General features: G+C 55.3%; 11 protein-coding genes and 3 pseudogenes. 6 read left to right on the top strand and 8 right to left on the bottom strand.

Going from position 1 to position 19,622, the window contains the following annotated elements:
* Positions 1–3: 3 nt before the first annotated feature.
* A complete protein-coding gene (gene cls, locus AWJ19_RS27370; protein ID WP_068728371.1) occupies positions 4–1,512 on the bottom strand; it encodes a cardiolipin synthase in 1,509 nt (502 codons plus the stop codon).
* 173 nt (positions 1,513–1,685) lie between these two features.
* On the opposite strand from cls, the gene AWJ19_RS27365 reads away from it, so the two are divergent.
* Positions 1,686–2,618 (top strand): TetR/AcrR family transcriptional regulator, encoded by a 933-nt coding sequence (locus AWJ19_RS27365; protein ID WP_068728370.1) that lies wholly within the window; start codon positions 1,686–1,688, stop codon positions 2,616–2,618.
* 3 nt (positions 2,619–2,621) lie between these two features.
* Positions 2,622–5,767, top strand: a pseudogene (locus AWJ19_RS27360) (efflux RND transporter permease subunit).
* Positions 5,768–5,865: 98 nt separating this feature from the next.
* Here the strand turns inward: AWJ19_RS27360 and AWJ19_RS27355 are convergent.
* On the bottom strand, positions 5,866–6,564 hold the full coding sequence (locus AWJ19_RS27355; protein ID WP_068728369.1) for a molecular chaperone TorD family protein: 699 nt from the start codon (positions 6,562–6,564) through the stop codon (positions 5,866–5,868).
* Between the two features lie 322 nt (positions 6,565–6,886).
* On the opposite strand from AWJ19_RS27355, the pseudogene moaA reads away from it, so the two are divergent.
* A pseudogene (gene moaA / locus AWJ19_RS27350) lies at positions 6,887–7,887 on the top strand (GTP 3',8-cyclase MoaA).
* A 123-nt stretch (positions 7,888–8,010) separates the two neighbouring features.
* Here the strand turns inward: moaA and AWJ19_RS27345 are convergent.
* Positions 8,011–8,628 carry a LysE/ArgO family amino acid transporter gene (locus AWJ19_RS27345; protein ID WP_068728368.1) on the bottom strand — a complete coding sequence of 206 codons (618 nt, stop codon included), beginning with the start codon at positions 8,626–8,628 and terminating at the stop codon, positions 8,011–8,013.
* A 198-nt stretch (positions 8,629–8,826) separates the two neighbouring features.
* Between AWJ19_RS27345 and AWJ19_RS27340 the strand changes: the two genes are divergently transcribed.
* Positions 8,827–10,392, top strand: coding sequence for a PLP-dependent aminotransferase family protein (locus AWJ19_RS27340; protein WP_347231170.1), 1,566 nt, complete (start codon positions 8,827–8,829; stop codon positions 10,390–10,392).
* Between the two features lie 80 nt (positions 10,393–10,472).
* On the opposite strand, the gene AWJ19_RS27335 is transcribed toward AWJ19_RS27340, so the two are convergent.
* The 4 genes and pseudogenes from AWJ19_RS27335 to AWJ19_RS27320 form a co-directional block, all read right to left on the bottom strand.
* On the bottom strand, positions 10,473–11,537 hold the full coding sequence (locus AWJ19_RS27335) for a HAMP domain-containing sensor histidine kinase (RefSeq protein ID WP_068728367.1): 1,065 nt from the start codon (positions 11,535–11,537) through the stop codon (positions 10,473–10,475).
* On the bottom strand, positions 11,538–12,215 hold the full coding sequence (locus AWJ19_RS27330) for a response regulator transcription factor (protein ID WP_068728366.1): 678 nt from the start codon (positions 12,213–12,215) through the stop codon (positions 11,538–11,540). It lies immediately after the preceding gene.
* Positions 12,145–14,021: pseudogene (locus AWJ19_RS27325) on the bottom strand (ABC transporter ATP-binding protein). Before AWJ19_RS27325 ends, AWJ19_RS27330 begins: the two are co-directional and overlap by 71 nt.
* 131 nt (positions 14,022–14,152) lie before the next feature.
* Positions 14,153–14,791, bottom strand: a complete 639-nt coding sequence (locus AWJ19_RS27320) for a molybdenum cofactor guanylyltransferase (protein WP_068728365.1) — start codon at positions 14,789–14,791, stop codon at positions 14,153–14,155.
* Between the two features lie 296 nt (positions 14,792–15,087).
* Here AWJ19_RS27320 and AWJ19_RS27315 point away from each other — a divergent pair, with 296 nt between their 5' ends.
* Both AWJ19_RS27315 and AWJ19_RS27310 read left to right on the top strand, forming a co-directional pair.
* Positions 15,088–16,314 (top strand): MFS transporter, encoded by a 1,227-nt coding sequence (locus AWJ19_RS27315; RefSeq protein ID WP_347231169.1) that lies wholly within the window; start codon positions 15,088–15,090, stop codon positions 16,312–16,314.
* Between the two features lie 341 nt (positions 16,315–16,655).
* Positions 16,656–17,336: a hypothetical protein gene (locus AWJ19_RS27310; RefSeq protein ID WP_068728363.1), complete on the top strand. Its 681-nt coding sequence runs from the start codon at positions 16,656–16,658 to the stop codon at positions 17,334–17,336.
* Between the two features lie 422 nt (positions 17,337–17,758).
* Here AWJ19_RS27310 and AWJ19_RS27305 read toward each other — a convergent pair whose 3' ends face one another.
* On the bottom strand, positions 17,759–19,504 hold the full coding sequence (locus AWJ19_RS27305; RefSeq protein ID WP_198536653.1) for a glutamine--tRNA ligase/YqeY domain fusion protein: 1,746 nt from the start codon (positions 19,502–19,504) through the stop codon (positions 17,759–17,761).
* Between the last annotated feature and the right edge of the window lie 118 nt (positions 19,505–19,622).

Below are 19,622 nucleotides of genomic sequence, written 5' to 3'. Positions count from 1 at the left end.
TGCTTACAGCAGCGGCGACATGAGCCGGGCTGCCGATTCCAGCAGCCGCTCCAGCAGCCGTTTGTTCATAAAAGCCTCATGCACAATCTGGCGTGTGGACAGCAGATCACGCTCGAAATCAGCCACAATGCGGGCCACACTCTCCGTCTGCAGCAGCAGCGCATTCACCTCAAAATTGAGGTGGAAGCTGCGCATATCCATATTGGCTGTACCGATTGTGGCCACCTCCCCGTCGATAATGAGCAGCTTGGAGTGAATAAAGCCCTTCTCGTATTCATATATCTTTACCCCGGACTCCAGCAGCGCCGGAAAATAGGAATGCGAAGCCAGGAACGGCAGCCACTTGTCCGGCTTGGCGGGAAACAGGAGGCGCACATCAAGCCCTGACATGGCGGCTACCCGCAGCGCGGTCAGAATGTCCTCATCCGGGATAAAGTAGGGGCTGGCGATCCACACCGATTTTTCCGCAGAGGTAATCATGGAGAAAAAGATGTTCTTCAGCGCCCGCCGCTCATTGTCCGGCCCGCTGGCAATAATCTGCACGGCCCCGTCCCCATTGGTAAACCGCAGCTGAGGCGACAGATAATCCTGCTCCAGGATCGACTCGCCGGTGGTGTGCAGCCAGTCCTGCAGGAAGATAATCTGCATCGTCCGCACCGCCTCACCCCGCAGCAGCATATGGGTATCCCGCCAGAAGCCGTACGTTTTGCTCCGGCTCAGGTATTCGTCCCCGACGTTCAGCCCGCCCATGAAACCCACATCCCCGTCGATCACGACGATTTTGCGGTGATTGCGGTAGTTAACCCGGCTGGAGAAAAAGGAGGTGGAATTGCCGTAAGCCGCCACCCTCACCCCCGCATCGGTCATCTCCTTCAGAAAAGCCTTGGAGAGCTGCATGCTGCCCACGGCATCGTACATAAATCTGACGGCAACACCCGCACGGGCCTTCTCAATCAGAATCTGCTGAATCCGCGTCCCGATGTGGTCTGCACGGAAGATGTAGTACTCCATATGGATATGATGCTGCGCCTGCCTCAGCTCCAGCAGCAGCGTGCCGAACGTTTCCTCCCCGTTGGTCAGAATCCGGGTCTCCGAGCTGAACGAGACCGGCGTCCGGGCAAGCCGCTGTGACAGCCCCAGCAGCTTCTGGCGGGTGGAATCAAATATCGACCAGTCCTGGTATGTATGCAGGGCATCGTTCTCGATCCGCTCGTAGGCCATCAGGTCACGCTGCGCTTTTTTGTCATACTTGCGCCGTTTAAATACATTCTGTCCGAACAGAAAATAAAACACCAGTCCAAGCACCGGAATAAGCGCAAGCAGCAGAATCCAGGCCATCGTAGTGGAGGGGTTACGGTTCTCCATAAAAATACCCAGGCCAATGGAAATTACCGTCAGCGTGGAGAAAATACTGATGATCGTCCCCGCCGTACTGCCAAAAATGCCGAATCCGAAATAATAAAATGCCAGCAAAGCTGCAATAATGACCAGAGCCTGCAATCCTCTTCTCATAGACAACCTACTCTCTTCTTCAACCTTTCAATACTTGAATTTCCCATCTATATATTACCTGAAGAATCGTTTTCTTCCTACTGGTTTGAATTGGCCCGGAATCTATACTATAATCTTTTTGACCATCCAGTCAATTGTAGAACCACCAAGTCAGAAAGGGGCTTCAACAGCTTGTGGCTGATAAAAATGCAAACAGACAGGAACTGATTATCAAGACCGCCATGCAGCTGTTCGCGGTAAAAGGCTCGTCCTCCACCTCCATGCAGGAAATTGCCGAGCTGTGCGGGATTTCAAAGGGCAGCCTCTACCTCGTATTCAAATCCAAGGAGGAGCTGGAGCGCAGCATTTACATGCACTGTTTCCGGATGATTCATGATCCGCTTCAGCGGGAAGAGCTGCAGAGCCGCAGCAGCCCGCGGGAAAAGCTGCGCAACCAGGTGGAGATCCTGCTTACCCATGTATACGAGCTGCGCGAGTTTTTGCAGCGGCAATTTCAGGAGCTGGCCGGGAAAGGCGGCAATGAGGTGCCGGAATGGATCCGCAAGGCAAGTGCACCGCTTGTACTGTGGTTCCAGAACAAGCTGAACACACTCTACGGGCCTCAGATTCTCCCGTACACAGGGGATCTGTTCCTGTTCGCGGACGGCATGCTCCATGCCTTCATCCGGCTGATCTTTGGCCAGGAATCGCAGGTTGCGATCTCGCGCATGGCGGATCATCTGGTCGATCTGCTCGACATCGTTGCGCAAGGCCTGCTTACCGGCCGGCAGGAGCCGCTGATTGCCGCTGCCGTGCTGGAGAGCTGGCTGAGCGGCCATGAGGACAGCCGGCGCCGCAGCCCGCTGCAGCTCATCAAGGAGATGCGGAATACGCTCAGCAGCGCTCCGTCTGCCGGTCAACCGGACGCAGACGATGGTCTGGAGTCCCTGTCCATCCTGGAGGGCGAATTCCTGATGCCGGAGCCCCGCAAAGCGATTATCCGGGGAATGATCGCCAACCTCCAGGCTTATCCTGCTGTGCACGGGGAGCTTGAAGCACTGCAAAAGCTAGTTTCGCCTTACATTCCAAATTCATGCGCTTTTTTAGAGAGAGGAGCAGAAACGTAACTTATGAAAAGCCTGATTCAATTTTCGCTCAAAAACAAATTTGCGATTTGGCTCCTGACGATCATTATCGTATTTGCCGGATTGTACAGCGGTCTGACGATGAAGCAGGAGACACTGCCTAATATCAGCATCCCTTATCTTAGCGTTACAACGATATATCCTGGTGCAGCGCCTGAGGGCGTCGTTAATGATGTCAGCAAGCCGCTGGAGCAGAAGCTCCGCAATGTGGACGGTGTCAAGACCATTACATCTTCATCTCTGGAAAATGCATCCAGTATTCAGATTGAGTTCGATTACGGAACGAATCTGGATAATGCCACAGCCGCTGTACGCGAGGCGCTGAATGAAGTGACCCTGCCGGAGGATGCCCGGAAGCCGCAGATCTCCCGGTTCAGCCTAAGCTCGCTGCCGGTTATCTCGCTCAGCCTGGCGGGCAACGGCTCGGCGGACCTTGAGGAGCTGACCCGTATTGCCGAGAACGACATCCGGCCTGCCCTGGAAGATATCGAGGGTGTCGCCTCCGTATCGATCGCCGGCCAGTATGTAAAGGAAGTCTCCCTCAAGTTTGACCAGGCGAAGCTGAAGCAATACGGCCTGACCGAAGATACGGTGAAAGGCATTGTCCAGGCCTCGTCCCTGCGTGTACCGCTTGGCCTCTTTGAAATGGACGAATCGCAAAAGGCGGTTGTCGTTGACGGTAACATCAGCACGGTGGAGGATCTTGAAAATCTGGCGGTGCCGCTTGTCCCTTCCGCTGCCGCCGGTTCAGCTGGCGCGGGTGCAGGAGCGGGCGGTGCTGGTGCTGGTGCGGGCGCACCTAATGCAGGTGCCGCAGCTGCCGCCGGGCTTCCGACCGTGAAGCTTGGAGAGCTTGCCGCAATTGAGGTTACCGGCAAATCGGAGTCGATCTCCCGTACGAACGGCAAGGAATCCATCGGTATCCAGATTGTGAAGGCTAATGATGCCAACACGGTTGAGGTTGTAAACAGCGTTAAGGACAAGACCGAGGAGCTTAAACAGCAGTACGGGTCGCTTGACCTGACTGTACTTCTTGATCAGGGTAAGCCGATTGAGGATTCTGTGCATACGATGCTGTCCAAAGCTGTTTTCGGTGCCCTTTTCGCAGTCCTTATCATCCTGCTGTTCCTGCGGAATATCCGCTCAACCATCATTTCCATTATCTCCATTCCGCTGTCGCTGCTCATTGCTGTGCTGTGTCTGCGCCAGATGGACATTACTCTTAATATGATGACGCTGGGCGCGATGACCGTAGCTATAGGCCGGGTAGTCGACGACTCGATTGTCGTTATTGAGAATATTTACCGCCGCATGTCGCTTTCCGGCGAGAAGCTGCGCGGCAGAGAGCTGATCAGCGCGGCTACGCGCGAAATGTTCGTACCCATCATGTCTTCGACGATTGTTACGATCGCCGTATTCCTGCCGCTTGCTTTTGTCAGCGGAATGGTGGGCGAGCTGTTCCTGCCGTTTGCCCTGACCATGGTCTTCTCGCTGATTGCATCGCTGATTGTGGCCATCACCCTTGTGCCTGCACTGGCTCATTCCTTGTTCCGGGGCGGTCTCAAAAAAGGCAAAAAAGTACACGAAGAAAAGCCCGGCAAAATGGCTGCCGGTTACCAGAGAATCCTGGACTGGTGTCTTTCCCATAAACTGATTACGTTTGGAGCCGCAGTACTGCTGCTTGCAGGCAGCTTGTTCCTGATCAAACCGATCGGAGTCAGCTTTATGCCTTCCCAGGAGGACAAGAGTGTAATCATGACCTTCTCGCCGAAAGCCGGGCAGACGGCTGAGGATGTACAGGAGCAGGGTCTGAAGGCAGAGAAGTTCATTCTCGCCCAGGAGCATGTGACCAACCTGCAGTACTCCATCGGGGGCAGCGGGTTCATGGGAATGGGCTCTAATAATTCCGGCCTTTTCTATATTACCTATGACAGCGATACTCCTGACTTTGAAACGGTAAAAGAAGAGCTGATTGAAAATCTGACGGCTGAAGTGCCGGATGGCGTGTGGGGTGACATGTCCGGCATGGCCGGCGGCGGTCTCGGCGGGAATACGCTGACTGTAAATATCTTTGGCGACACGCTGGAGCAATTGAAGCCGGTGGCAGACGAGATAGCCGGCATTGTAAATGCCGACACCAAAAACTTCAAGGACGGGGATACCAGCCTCTCCGAATCGTATGAGCAATACACGATCGTTGCCGATCAGGCCAAGCTCAGCTCGCTCGGTCTGACTGCCGGACAGCTCGCTATGAAGCTGAGCCCGGTTAATACCCGTCCGGTGCTGACCGAAGTGGCTGTGGACGGCAAGAATTACAACGTCTACATTGAAGCTGATACAACTACTTACAGCAGCATTCAGGAGATGGAAGACGCCCTGCTTGCCTCGCCGCTTGGATTTACAGTGCCGGTCAGCCAGGTCGCAACCATCGAAAAAGGCACTTCGCCGGACTCAATCACCCGGATCGACGGTAAAATGAGCGTAGAAGTCACTGCAGACATTATCGCTACTGACGTAAACAGTGCTTCCAACAGTGTGAAGGAAAAAATAGAAGCGCTCGATCTCCCTGATGGAGTCACTGTCTCCTTTGGCGGTGTAACCGAGCAGATCAATGAAACCTTCGGCCAGCTTGGAATCGCCATGGCAGCGGCCGTTGCCATTGTATACTTCGTGCTCGTCGTCACCTTCGGCGGCGGTCTTGCACCGTTTGCGATCCTGTTCTCTCTGCCGTTCACCGTCATTGGCGCCCTCGTCGCCCTGCTGCTGGCCGGGGAGACGCTGAACGTCTCTGCGCTCATGGGCGCGCTGATGCTGATCGGGATCGTCGTTACCAACGCGATCGTACTGATCGACCGTGTCATCCACAAAGAAAACGAAGGAATGACCACGCGGCAGGCCCTGCTTGAGGCCGGCGGCACCCGTCTCCGTCCGATTCTGATGACGCGCTGGCCACTATCGGTGCACTGCTTCCGCTGGTCACCGGACTCGAGAACAGCGCCGGCATTATTTCCAAGGGACTCGGCGTGACCGTTATCGGCGGTCTGGTCAGCTCTACCCTGCTGACACTCGTTGTCGTGCCGGTGGTCTATGAGTTCCTGATGAAATTCCGCAAGAAGCGGGCCCAGGAGTAAATCTTAAAAAGCCGAAAAAGGCGCCTTCCTTAAACGGAAAGGCGCCTTTTCAGCATTAAGTATATTCAGCATATAGCCAGGATAGCGTTCCCGCCATCCTAAGCCATTGTTGAGGCGCTGCTCTCCAGCGAAGCCCTCCAGGCCTGCAGCATCTGCAGATCCTGCGGCAGAAACTCCTCCAGCATCCGGCTGAGGCTCAGGTATAACGGGCTGGTGGTTGCTTCCTTGAGCAGAGTGCAGAATTGCGGCATCCATTTCAGCAGATGCTCCTCCAGGAAGCGCTCCTGAATGTCCAGCAGCTCCATTGCGCTGCGGACAGAGAAGCTGTTGAACAGCATCCGCTCATGCATTACAGCCATGAATTCCAGTTCAATTGAAATATGATCATCCGCTTCTCCGCTGCACTTCTTAAACACAATGCCTGCTGAGGCATACAGCTCGGACAGCTCATTGCAGAATTCCTGCTCCCGGCCGAGCTGAATGGCTTCCCTTGCAGAGAACGGGCTTACTGTACAGTCGTTCAGCAGTCTCATATACTCGGCCTTTTCCTTCTCGCAGATCTCCGGAAGCCGCGAAGGGTCCTGGACGCACAGGTAACGCTTCAGCTCCCGTCCGCCTTCCGTCAGCTCTGCAGCAATGCTCATCATCTGCCGGTTCGCTCTCCACTGGGCGACAAGCGAGAGCGTCGGCTTTCTGCCGTAAAAATCAACCAAGATTTGATATATTAACCCGCGGCTCTCGAGCCAGCGGCTAAACACCTCCGGTACAACAAGCGCTGGAACAGTGGGTATCGTCATTTTGCAAAACCTCCCTATTGGTTTGACCGGGCGCATCTTCTAAAGGCAGCTGACCGCTGCTGCGCTTCCGGTATCATAGCTGTGTCTTTCGCAAAAGATCAAATAAATAACTTCTGTCTAGGCACCTTTATTATATCGAACATGTAAAGCGCTTTCGGTGAGCATTCTATGACCATTGGGAGAAATTGTCGCACTTCTGTCAAATTTAGACCATGTCTCTTTACCATTGTCCCCCTATCATTTAGGTTGTCCTTTTATTGACGGAAACTACAGTAGTCTTTAAAATTTAATATAAAATGTATCATGAAGAAGGGAAGAGCTTATGGAACCGTTGACGGACCCTTTTGGACGATTACATGATTATCTCCGCATTTCGGTTACAGACCGCTGCAACCTGCGCTGCATTTATTGTATGCCGGCGGAAGGAATGCAATTCCAGCCGCAGGACGAGATTATGAGCTATGAAGAAATTACCGCTGTAGTAAAGGCGCTCGCGCCGCTCGGGCTCCGCAAAGTACGGCTCACCGGCGGAGAACCGCTGGTGCGTAAGGATCTGGAGCAGCTCGTCTCGATGATTGTTGCCATACCGGGAATTGACGATATCTCACTCACCACCAACGGCCTGATGCTCCCCGCCAAAGCCGCCCTGCTGAAGCAGGCCGGGCTGTCGCGGGTGAATATCAGCCTAGATTCACTGAAGCAGGACCGCTTCTCGATGATTACGCGTGGCGGTGATGTCTCCAGGGTGCTTAAGGGAATTGAAGCCGCCCATACGGCCGGTCTCTCCCCGATCAAGCTGAACGTCGTGCTGATGAAGGGCATCAATGATGATGAAATCAAGGATTTCATCTCGCTCACTTTGAACAGCCCGCTTAATGTGCGGTTCATTGAATATATGCCGATCGGCAGTGCCAGCGATTCCTGGCGGCAGACCTATCTGCCGCTGGAGACGGTCATCGACGCCTGCACTGCGGCCGGCTGGACAACCGAGGAAGCCGGGATGCCCTCCGGCAACGGCCCTTCACAGAACCGGCGCGTTACCGGTGCGCAGGGCACCTTCGGGCTGATCCATCCGGTCAGCGAGCATTTCTGCGACAACTGCAACCGGCTGAGGCTGACGGCCGACGGCCACATCAAGGCCTGCCTGTACTGGGCGGACGAATACAATGTACGCCGCTCGTGCAGGACCCTGCGGCTGTGCAGGACTTGTTCCGCCGGGCGCTGGGCAACAAGCCGCATAATCATGAGATGGCGCTGGCCCTGGAGAAGAAGGCCCAGAGCCATACGCCGACCAAGCGGCGCATGTCGCAGATCGGCGGCTGACATAAGACGGGGGTGTTCCAACAGCCTGTAACGGCTGTTTGGAACACCCCCGTATATTTTTTTGAAATCCTGCCAATCGTCAGGGCCTGTTTCCGTGTCACCGCCCTGTTATGCGGGATTATTTTAGGCCTGGAAGCTTCTCCACAGCTGAAGCCCCATATAAACAGCCATTACCCAGATCAGCAGTGCCGATCCCCGGTTCAGCAGCCGGATGGCCTTGCCTGTGGTATCCGCACGTCCGAGTATTCTGCCTGCCCCTGCCAGACCCAGGAACCACATCCAGGATACAGCAGCAGTTGCCGCAGCGAATCCCCAGCGTTCAACCCCTTCGTAGCCGAGCGAGCCCGTACCGATAACACCGACCGTATCCAGCAGGGCATGCGGATTCAGGAGTGACACCGACAGCGCGTAGCCGACCTGCCCCCTGGTTGAGAGCTGCTTCACCTCACCGGATGCCGGAGCCGCCGACCATATCTGCCAGCCCATGTACCCAAGGAACAGCACGCCCGCCCCGTAGACTACCGGAGTCAGCCAGTCCAGCGTAAGCAGCAGCAGCGACACACCGCCGACCGCAGCCGCAATCAGCAGCGTATCACACAGCGCAGCCGTTACAACGACGGGCAGCACACTGCGAAACCGCGAATGTAGTGCCCCCTGGTTAAAGACAAATATGTTCTGCACCCCTAACGGTAAGATCAGTCCAAAAGCCAGAATCATTCCATGTACAATTGCCTCTGTCATTATAAGCTCCCCTTTTCCGCCATTCCGTTGCCCGTTTATCGTACACGCTTCCGTCCCGCCAGTAACCATCCAAATCTTATTCAGCCTGCCAGCCAAATTAAGAACAAACTGCAGAATATGATATACTCCGGGAAAAGAGTCCACAAGAGACTAGCTATATACGATCAATATACTCAGCATAGAAAAGGAGCCTGCCCTTTGAATTCGAACTCCAGCCGGCCAGGCGTCCGGCAAGCCCGCACCCCATCGCAGAATACTGTTAGCTCTGCACCATCAGGTGTAACACTCGACAATGCGCCGCCTGCCGCCTATCTTCAGGAGGACTGGCGGCCAGACCCCGTTTCTCCGCTGCCGCTGCACGTGCAAATATCGTCCTGCTTCAGCGCAAGGATCAGCAGCGGCGCCTGGCCCGCGGGCATGAAGCTGGCCCCGCAGCGTGAGCTCTGCCGCCTGCTAGGCGTGAACCGCAGCACGTTAATGACGGCGCTGGGGACGCTTGCCGGGCAGGGGCTGATTGAGGGCAGACGCGGCGGGGGAACCCGGGTTACCGCTGCCGACAACCACAGTAACAACAGTACTGCTCCCGGCAGCTGGAGTGATTATCTGGAGGAGGGAACACATTACCCCAATCTTCCAGCGGTGCAGGCGATCAACCGGCTTGAATTCGAGCCGGGACTGATCCGCCTCGGTACCGGCGAGCCCGCGCCTGAGCTGCTGCCCGGCGAAGCCATGACCCGGGTGCTGGCGGAGCTCGTCTCCCGGCCGTTGCCGCCCCTGGCCTACGAGGAGCCGCTCGGCAACTCCGGGCTCCGCAGCGCCGTCAGCCGCCAGCTGCTGAAGCAGGGGATTCAGGCTGAGCCCGGCTCCATTCTGATCACCTCCGGCGCGCTCCAAGGGCTGCAGCTGATTGCCCTGGGACTCTTGCCGCGCAGCTCGACAATCCTGCTGGAGAAGCCGTCCTACCTCTACTCCATTCATGCCTTTCAATCTGCAGGCATAAAGTTCAGCGGCTTGCCGGTGGATGAGAGCGGCATGGTGGTCAGCCGGCTGGCGGCGGAAGCCCTGCGGACCAAGGCGGCCATGCTCTATACCATCCCGAGCTTCCACAATCCAACCGGAATTGTCATGGATGAGACGCGGAGGCAGGAGCTGATGGCGGTCTCCGGCGGGCTTGGACTGCCGATTCTGGAGGACGGGGCTTATCAGGAGCTGTGGCTGGATGCACCGCCCCCGCCGCCGCTGAAGACACTGGACCGCGAGGGCAGAGTGCTGCACCTGGGCACACTCTCCAAAGCGGCCAGTCCGGGCCTGCGCATCGGCTGGATCGTCGGGCCGGAGCCGGTCATCCGCCGGCTTGCAGACATCAAAATGCAGACCGATTACGGTGCGAGCTCCCTGTCCCAGATGGCCGCCGCCCGGTGGCTGGATGGCGGCTACCACGAAGAGCATCTTACGCTGCTGCGCAGCCGGCTGCGTCAACGGCGCATGCTGATGCTGCAGCTCCTGGACGCCCACTTCAGCGGGCTCGCCTCCTGGAGCGTACCGTCCGGCGGCTTCTACATTTGGCTGTCGCTGGACCGCCCGCTGCCGCTGCGCCGGCTGTTCGAGTCCGCCCGGCGGGCCGGACTGCTGCTGAATACCGGCGATCTGTATGACCGCGGCGACAGCCGGCATCTCCGCTTGTCCTACGCGTATGCATCTCCCGATGAACTGCAAAGCGGACTGCCGGCATTGGCCGCAATTATAAAAGAACACCACATCTAAAAAAAAGAGCAGCAGCTGACAAATTGACATTTGTCAGCTGCTGCCCCCCCACAAGATTTGCTGCGCCATATCAGGCGGCTTTATTGAAGCCGCTGCGGCAGCCGGACCACAAAAGCCGTACCCTCACCGGGACGGCTTGTTACTTTTATAGTTCCCTCGTGAAGCTCGACGATTTTCTTCACCAGCGACAGACCCAGCCCGCTTCCGCCCCCGCTGGCGCTCCGCGCTTTATCCGCCTTGTAGAACCGTTCAAAAATCCTCGGCAGCTCCTCCTCCGCAATCCCGATTCCGCTGTCCCGCAGCTCCACTTCGACGCCTTGCTCCACCGGCCTCAGCCGGACATAAATCTGCCCGCCCTGCGGCGTGAATTTGATGCTGTTATGCAGCAGGTTGGTCCATACCTGGCTCATCAGATCCTGGACGGCAACGACCATCGTTTCCCCCAGATCTGCCTCCACTTCAATATCTTTTTCCAGCCACTGCGGCTCGGCAGCCAAAATCATTTCGCGCAGCTGCCTGTCCAGCCGGTACGGCTTCGTCTCAAAGGGAAAGCTCCCCGCCTCCAGCGCAGACAGCTTCAGCAGATTGTCGCTGAGCCCTGACAGCCGGCTGCTCTCTGCCTCGATAATATCCAGGTAATGCTGTCTGGCCTCGGCACTGAGACCTTCATCCCGCAGGGCGCGGGCAAAGCCGCGGATAGAGGTAAGCGGCGACTGGATTTCATGCGACACATTGGAGATGAAGTCCTGGCGCATCATCTCCATCCGGCCCAGCTCACTGGCCATTTCATTAATGCCCTCCACAATACTGCCGAACTGGCCGTAGCGCCGGCTGTTTTCGATCTCCACCTTGAAGTTCCCCTGGGCAATTTGCCGCATGGCGGTAATGATCGGGATGTAAAAGGCCCGTTCATCCCCCCGCAGACGGCCGATCAGCGCCGTTGTGCCGGCCAGCAGAAACAGAATGAGGAACTGCAGCACCATCGTCAGCAGCTGGGACTTATACGGAGTAAGTGACCAGCCAAAATGCTTCTCCAGCAGCTTTAGCCCGAAATACCCGCCGTTCCATGAGAGATAGAATCCGGTAATCACCGCGAGGATACCCAGAACCGCCTTGAAAATATCCGCCGCCCTGCCTCTGCCCATCTATTTATCCACCTCCATTCGGTAGCCCAGCCCGCGGATCGTACGGATGTTAAACCCATACCCTTCCCGGGGAAACCGCTCGCGCAGCCGGCCGACATGCACATCCAGCGTCCGCTCATTCCCTTCAAAATCATAACCCCAGATCTCCTCAATCAGCCGGTCACGCGTCAGTGTCTGGCCGGGATAGCTGGCCAGCTTGAACAGCAGCTCAAATTCCTTGAGCGGCAGGGTAAGGCTGCCGAATTCCGAGGAGATCTCATAGGTTTTACGGTTCATCCGTAAATGGCCGATAGTAACACTCTGCGCGGCTGAAATCTGGTAGCGCTTCAGCAGCGCTTTTACCCTGGCAATCAGCACCGGCGGCTCAAACGGCTTCACCAGATAATCGTCAGTACCGAGCTCAAACCCTTTAACAATCTGCGCGGTTTCTCCCTTGGCGGTCAGCATCAGAATGGGAATATCATAGCTCCTGCGCAGCTCGCGGCACAGCTCCCAGCCGTCCATCCGGGGCATCATCACATCAATAATCGCCAGATCCGCACCGTTCTCCTCCATAAGCTGCAGCGCCTCCACACCATCGGAAGCACAGTATACCTCATCCATCCCTTCAGCCCTCAAAAAGACTTCCACCAATTCGCGGATGTGCGGATCGTCGTCCGCCACCAGTATTTTGGCCATATTCCAAAGGTGCCTCCTCTCCCTCTGCCGGGGCGCTCTCCAGCTCAGGTACATTCATTTGCAGCTGCTGCTCCGCGAATTCCCGGTACAGCTCATGATCCAGCAGCAGCTCCTTGTGTGTGCCTTTTCCGGTAATCCGGCCTTTTTCCATAAAAATAATCTGGTCCGCGTTCACGACCGTCGCCAGCCGGTGGGCAATAACAATCGTCGTCCGCCCCTTCATCAGGTTCGACAAAGCCTTTTGTACAACCGCCTCAGACTGGCTGTCAAGGCTTGAGGTTGCCTCATCCAGCATCAGAATCTGCGGATCACGCAGCAGCGCCCGGGCAATCGCAATCCGCTGGCGCTGTCCGCCGGACAGCTTCACGCCGCGTTCACCGACATCGGTCTGATACCCGTCCGGCAGCTCCTCAATGAACTTGTCGGCATAAGCCATCTCCGCTGCACGCCGCATTTCTGCTTCCGTGACTTCCCGGTCCAGCCCATAGGCGAGATTGTCGGCAATCGTTCCGGCGAGCAGGGGGCTTTCCTGTGATACATAGCCGATCAGCTTACGCCAGGAGCGCAGCGAGAACGTGGAAACAGGCTTGCCGCCAAGTTTAATGAGGCCGTGATCCGGCCGATAAAAGCGTTCCAGCAATGAGAAAAGAGTTGTTTTCCCGCCGCCGCTCGGACCCACAATCGCTGTAACCTGACCCGGCTGCATGGTGAAGCTGACCTTGTTCAGCACCTGCTCGCCAGTCTTATATCCAAAGCTCAGGTCTTCTATCACAATTGGCTCTTCCACCTGAACGGCTTCCTCAGCCCCTTCATACACCTCCTCTTCCGCTGCCAGCGTTTCAATGATCCGTTCCGAAGCGCCTTTGGCCTTCTGGATCTGGGTGAAGAATTGGGTCAGCTGGGTCAGCGGCATCACAATCTGGATCAGATAGAGGATAAAAGCGACCAGTTCGCCTGCGGTTAACGCACCCGACGACACCTGCATACCACCGTAGCCGATAATCACCACCAGCAGCATCATGAACACGAAGGAGACCAGCGGGCTGATCATTGCACTTATTTTACCTTCACGTATGCCAAAAGAGAGCAGATTCATAATGCCGGTCCGCCCGGCCTCATATTCTCTCGCTTCCGCCCCCGAGGACTTCACCAGCCGGATTTCAGACAGCACCCCGCTTAACGTAGCGGTAAAAGATGCCGTTTCATCCTGTGTCCCTTTGGATATTTTGTACATCTGGCGGCCCAGCGGCACAAGGATGAGCGCGGACAACGGCAGGACTGTGAATAGTACGAGTGTCATTTTCCAGTTCAGATACAGCAGCACTGAAATCGAGCCGACAATCGAAATCACGCCGGTGAACAGGCTGGCCAGATGCTCGGAAATGAGTGTTTTGAGAATCCCGGTATCATTGGTCATCCGGCTGACGCTTTCGCCTGTGCGGTTATCGTTGAAATAGGACACGGGCAGCACCAGGAATTTGCGCCACAGCCGGTCACGCAGCGCTGTACTGTCTTTTGTCCAACATAGTTCAGCAGGTAAATGGACACACCGCCGGCAATCGTCTGGGCGATGAACGCACCGGCAATGCCCGCAATCTGCAGCTTGCTAATGGAGGCCAGGGAGAATCCGTCGACCAGATTCTTAGTGAACATGGGAATGACGAGGCCGACCAGGGTTGAAACCATGCTCAGCAGAACGGCAACTGTAAGAAGCCCGTAGGAGGGCTTGGTCTGATGCAGCAGCTTCAGGAACGGCTTCATGGCCGCACCCTGCCGCTCCTTCCGGCCCGGTTTATTTGTATTCATGGGATTTCCTCTTTTCTTGGCGGTTTGAGCTTCTGGAGCTTAAGTCTTGCGCTGATGTTCTCCGCCTCAGTTCTTATCATATTGCGGATATTTAAACTGAAATTAAACAGAATCACTTAATGTCTTAGAGCTCACCGCACAAGCGCTGCAGCTGCGGCGTAGTCCTCGGGCGTGTTCATGTTGAATACAGGAGATGGCGTATCGGCTGCAGCTGGTGTAAACCCGGACTCCGGCACATACAGCACGTCCAGCTTATTAAGACAGTCCATGACCCTGTAATTGCCGGCCTCAAGCGCAGTCTCCAGCACGGGGAGCACCCGCTTGTGATACAGGCCGAGCAAAGGCTGTACCCGGCCATCACCGGATACTGCTACTGCGGCATCTGCACCGCCGGTCAGCCCTGGGCTGCCGGTATTCATTTGGCTTTCTGCATGAGAAGTGAGCATATAACGCAGAAACTCCGCCGAGGCAAACGGCAGGTCACAGGCCGCTACCAGATTCCATTCCTGCTGCGTATGGCTGAGCGCGGCGTGAAGTCCAGCCAGCGGGCCGCAGCCCGGATAGACATCGGTCACCTGCAGCAGCCCGAGGCTGCTGTACTCCCGGCGCTGCCGGGGTCCGCAGGCGATGATTGTACTTTCCGCCAGCTGCCCCAGCTCGTCCGCCAGCCGGGCCAAGACTGGCCTGCCGCCAAGCTCAAGCAGCGCTTTATCTGTTCCCATCCGGCGCGAAGCTCCGCCGGTGAGTATAATTCCTGAATAATGCGTCATGTTGTCCTCCTGTTGCGGGATATAATATGATAATCGTATCAGACTTTACCATCTGAAAACAGCGAAACGGCGGGATAATAAGCGTCTGTACGTGACGGGTTAAAAGGATCCGCAAAAGTACAATCTGCTACTGGAGTGTTATGTGCATGCGTCGCTATAAAAGGCCGGCTTGTACTCTTTTTAAGGCTGCTTTTTGTAAAACATGGTTTGTATCCCTTTTCAACTAATGTTACAGTGATATATGAGGCCTATTTCATAGTGCTTCCATGGAAGGCATGGCATCTGGCGGGAAAGGAGTGCCCAATTTGCGGGACAATGACAATAAGCAGCCAACTTTTGCCTCTCTGAAATGGTTTAACTTTTTTGTATACGGGACAGTCGTTCTGTTCACCAGCTTTTTTCCGCTTTATCTGCAGGATGTCGGCATGAACAAGCTTGAAATCGGCAGCCTGATGTCGGTAGGCGCACTGGTTTCCATCGTAGCCAATCCGTTCTGGGGAATCTGGACGGACAAGTATCAGAATATCCGGAGGATCGTCCTCGTTATGCTTACCGGGACACTGGTTCTGTCGCAGCTCGTTTTTCAGGCCTATACATATGAAATGATTTATATCTCCATCCTATTTTTTTATTTCTTTCAGGGTCCTCTGTTTGCCCAGAGCAACACCATGATTCTGAGCTATATCGAGGATACCGGAAACCGCTTCAGCTCCTACAGGCTGTGGGGGTCGCTGGGCTGGGCCTTTACAGCTATTTTGGCGGGTCCGGTGATTGACTGGGCTGGCGTTTCCGTGTTGTCCTATCTGTTCGCAGTGCTGCTCGGCCTGGCGATGCTCGCCCTCGTTGCACTTCCGCGGCTGAGTCACTCCATCGGAATTGCGCCGCTGCCGTTCAAGGGCTTCCGGCAGATTTTTTATAATCCGTTCTTTCTGTGCTTCATCTTCTTCGGTATTCTGGTGTCCATCCCCAATACGATGAACAACACCTTTGTGTCGCTGTATATAACCGAGCTTGGCGGCAGCAAAACCATGATCGGACTCGCTGTCTTCCTCTCCTCCATTCTGGAGATGGGCGTGCTGGTGCTGTGCGACCGCTTCCTGAAGCGCAAAATTTCCGTGCTGCTGGGCTTGCTGGCTGCAGTAAGTGCGCTGTTCCTGTTCCGCTGGGGCCTGATGGCCGGGGCAACTTCCCCGGTTCAGGTGGCCCTCATCCAGATTCTGCATTGCATTACCTTCGGGGGCTTCTTCTATGTCGGCACCCAGCTGACGATGCTGCTGGTTCCAAAGCCGTACCGCTCCTCCGGACAGGCGTTATATACACTGACCTGGAGCGGCATCGCCGGTATTCTGGGCGGCGTGCTCGGCGGCTGGCTGTACCAGAACCTGGGCGCCCAGAGCATGTACCAGTCCGGTGCCTTCCTCGCCTTCATCGGAACCTGCGGCTTCGGCCTGATGGCGCTGTTCGTCACCCGCGGCGGCTACCGCCCAAATGCCCAGGAGGAGCTGGAGGAGTTTGAGAATTGAGATGCGAGGGGCGTTATGGACAGATAGCGTGCAGACCGGGACACTGTAATGGCCGCGTGGTCCCGTCCGGGGCACGTGCCTTGAGGCGCGGGACCTGAGTCAGTGTTTGCGCTACGGCAGAGCACTTGATGAGGAAGCGGACAACTTTGGGTATGGGACAGCAGGACATGGCTTTTAATTCGTTCCATTCTACTCCCGCTGGCCTAAATAACGGTGATGTCATTGACGCTGCTAACCGGCGGATTTTATAATCAAAAAAACGGACGAAGAACGTCCCGTACTCCAAGCTTATTGGGGTGCGGGACGTTTTTTATATTTTTGTATATAGGGGACATTTATAAATGGGATTTGTTGATGAACATGAGAAATGGCTGAGCCGGCATAAGCGGAGGAGGACCGGCGAACGTCTGGATCGTCTGGAGCGGGGGCACGGACATGGGGAGAAGTTATTTGCCGAGCGGGTATGGTGGCCGCTATTTGGGCATTTTAATCATCTTCATCCGGAGTATGAGGTTTCCGATTGGCGCGGCCGTCCTTACTTTGTTGACTATGTCTGGAAGCCGGGGCAGGTCAAGTTTGCGATTGAGATCAAAGGATATGGCCCCCATGTGCAGAATACCGACCGGACCAGATACCGCCAGGAGCTCAACAGAGAAACTTACCTGCAGATTGCAGGGTATCGTGTGGTCGCGGTGCCGTACGATGACCTGGAGTCTGCGCCGGAGCTGACTATTTCATTGCTAAAGGCTTTATTACTTTCGAGTTTGCTGACAAATGCTGATAATGAGAGCGGCAAGTATTCAAGGATGGAGCGGGAAATTCTGCGGCTAGCTGAGCGATCGGACGGAATCATCCGTCCTGTTGACCTGGTAAATGGTCTCGCCGCAGATCCCAAAACGATCAAAAGGCATATTACTCAATTGTGTGAAAAAGGCAGGCTAAAGCCTTTACGAGCCCACGGTAGCAATCGAGTCTGCCGGTATGAGTATATTCACTCCATGCTGGATGGTGAACTGTTGTAATACATAAACGAATAAATCAAAGGGATTTCTCCCTTTGATTCGTACCAGCAGCACACTATCCCAGGCCATTCAAAGGGATTTTTCCCTTTGATTTGCACCAGTAGCAGACTATCCAGGCCATTCAAAGGGATTTTTCCCTTTGATTTCGCACCAACAGCACACTATTCAGGCTTTTCAAAGGGATTTTTCCCTTTGATTCGCACTAGCGGCGCTCTATCCGGGCTTTTCAAAGGGATTTTTCCCTTTGATTCCTACCAGTAGCATACTATACTCCTTATTCAAAGGGACCTTTCCCTTTGGTTAGAGCCAGCAGCCGGCTGCCGCCCGCTAGATGCTGTCACCATCACGTAGCAGGAAACAAACCACAAAAAGGCTGTCCCCGTCATCGCAAGACAACAGGGACAGCCTTTTATTATGCAGCCTTACTTACCAGGCTGGAACGAGCTTTTCAGTGAAACGACCAGGTTGAACACAAGGTGTTCAGGGGTCGAGTACTTGCTGTCCACGTTAAAGTAACCGTGGCGGAAGAACTGGAACTTGTCCTGCGGCTTGCTGTCCTTCAGGCCCGGCTCCACGAAGCCCTGCAGGATCTGCAGCGAATTCGGGTTAAGCTGATCGAGGAAGCTTGGCTCAGGTTTGTCGGCAGACACCTCCAGGCCTTCCACTTCTGCCTCAGCATCGGCTTCTTCGGCCGAGATCAGCGGCTCATACAGGCGGAATTCTGCCGGAACAGCCTGGCCTGCATCGACCCAGTGCAGGGTGCCTTTGACTTTACGGCCGGTGAAGCCGCTGCCGCTTCTTGTCTCCGGATCATAGGTACAGTGCAGCTCTACAACCTCGCCGTTCTCATCCTTGATGAAGTCCGTACACTTGATGAAGTAGGCATTCTTCAGGCGCACCTCATTGCCAGGGAAGAGACGGAAGTACTTGTTCGGCGGCACCTCCATGAAGTCATCGCGCTCAATATAGATTTCGCGGGAGAACGGAATCTGGCGTGTGCCCATTTCCGGGTTCTCCACGTTGTTCTCAATCTCAAAATACTCCGTCTGACCTTCCGGATAATTCGTAATAACAACCTTCAGCGGCCGCAGTACGGACATAGTGCGCGGTACGGTCAGCTTCAGGTCCTCACGGATGAAATGCTCCAGCATCTGCAGGTCGACAAGGCCCTGGCTCTTAGAGATACCAGTCTCATGCACGAAGCTGCGGATCGCTTCCGGCGTATAGCCGCGGCGGCGCAGTCCGGAGATCGTCGGCATCCGCGGATCATCCCAGCCGTCAACATGGCCTTCATCCACCAGCAGCTTCAGCTTGCGCTTGCTGGTTACCGTCTGGGCCAGATTAAGCCGGCCGAATTCATACTGGTGCGGGGCTGCCTCCATCTCGCATTCAGCAATAACCCAGTCATAGAACGGGCGCTGGTCTTCGAACTCCAGAGAGCAAAGCGAGTGGGTGACATGCTCGATGGCATCCTCCAGCGGATGCGCAAAGGTATACATCGGGTAGATACACCATGCATCGCCGGTATTATGGTGATGGGAATGCGAAATCCGGTAGATGACCGGGTCGCGCAGGTTGATGTTAGGCGAAGCCATATCAATCTTGGCGCGCAGCACCTTCTCGCCGTCCTTGAATTCTCCTGCACGCATACGCCGGAACAGGTCCAGGCTCTCTTCAGCACTACGCTCACGGAACGGGCTGTTCTTGCCGGGTTCGGTCAACGTGCCGCGCAGCTCACGGATCTGATCGGCGGACAGATCGTCCACATAGGCTTTGCCTTTTTGGATCAGCAGCTCTGCCCGTTCGTACATTTCCCCGAAATAGTCGGATGCAAACCGCAGCTCTTCCCACTCGTACCCAAGCCACTTCACATCCTCTTTGATGGAATTAACATATTCCGTGTCCTCTTTTAGCGGATTGGTGTCGTCGAAGCGCAGGTTTGTTTTACCCCCGAATTCATCAGCCAGTGTAAAGTTAATCCAGATCGCCTTGGCATGTCCGATATGTAAATAACCGTTCGGCTCCGGCGGAAAGCGGGTGACCACTTCTTGTACTTTACCTGAGCTCAAATCTTCGGTAATAATATTCTTGATGAAATTGGAGGGTGTTCCACGGTTCTCCACAGCTATCAACCTCTCGTTCTGTAATTTACGTCCTTGTATAAACATGTTTCCTATTAATATACCCGTTAACCGGAGAATGATCAATGAAATGGGTAATGGAGTCCTCGCAAGCGGGAGGGCTTTGACTTCACTCCGGACGATAGAGTAGCATGGGAAGCATGAG

Source organism: Paenibacillus sp. DMB5, assembly GCF_001517085.1.
Classification (GTDB): Bacteria; Bacillota; Bacilli; order Paenibacillales; family Paenibacillaceae; genus Paenibacillus_AQ.
Note: the sequence above shows the minus strand (reverse complement) of the source record. Positions and strands in the feature narration are given on the sequence as shown.

Bases quoted from the DNA above. Each gene is read 5' to 3' on its own strand.
- cls (WP_068728371.1), bottom strand. From the start codon at position 1,512: ATGAGAAGAGGATTGCAGGCTCTGGTCATTATTGCAGCTTTGCTGGCA.
- AWJ19_RS27355 (WP_068728369.1), bottom strand. From the start codon at position 6,564: ATGACGATACCCACTGTTCCAGCGCTTGTTGTACCGGAGGTGTTTAGC.
- AWJ19_RS27345 (WP_068728368.1), bottom strand. From the start codon at position 8,628: ATGACAGAGGCAATTGTACATGGAATGATTCTGGCTTTTGGACTGATC.
- AWJ19_RS27335 (WP_068728367.1), bottom strand. From the start codon at position 11,537: ATGGGCAGAGGCAGGGCGGCGGATATTTTCAAGGCGGTTCTGGGTATC.
- AWJ19_RS27330 (WP_068728366.1), bottom strand. From the start codon at position 12,215: ATGGCCAAAATACTGGTGGCGGACGACGATCCGCACATCCGCGAATTG.
- AWJ19_RS27320 (WP_068728365.1), bottom strand. From the start codon at position 14,791: ATGACGCATTATTCAGGAATTATACTCACCGGCGGAGCTTCGCGCCGG.
- AWJ19_RS27310 (WP_068728363.1), top strand. From the start codon at position 16,656: ATGGGATTTGTTGATGAACATGAGAAATGGCTGAGCCGGCATAAGCGG.
- AWJ19_RS27305 (WP_198536653.1), bottom strand. From the start codon at position 19,504: ATGTTTATACAAGGACGTAAATTACAGAACGAGAGGTTGATAGCTGTG.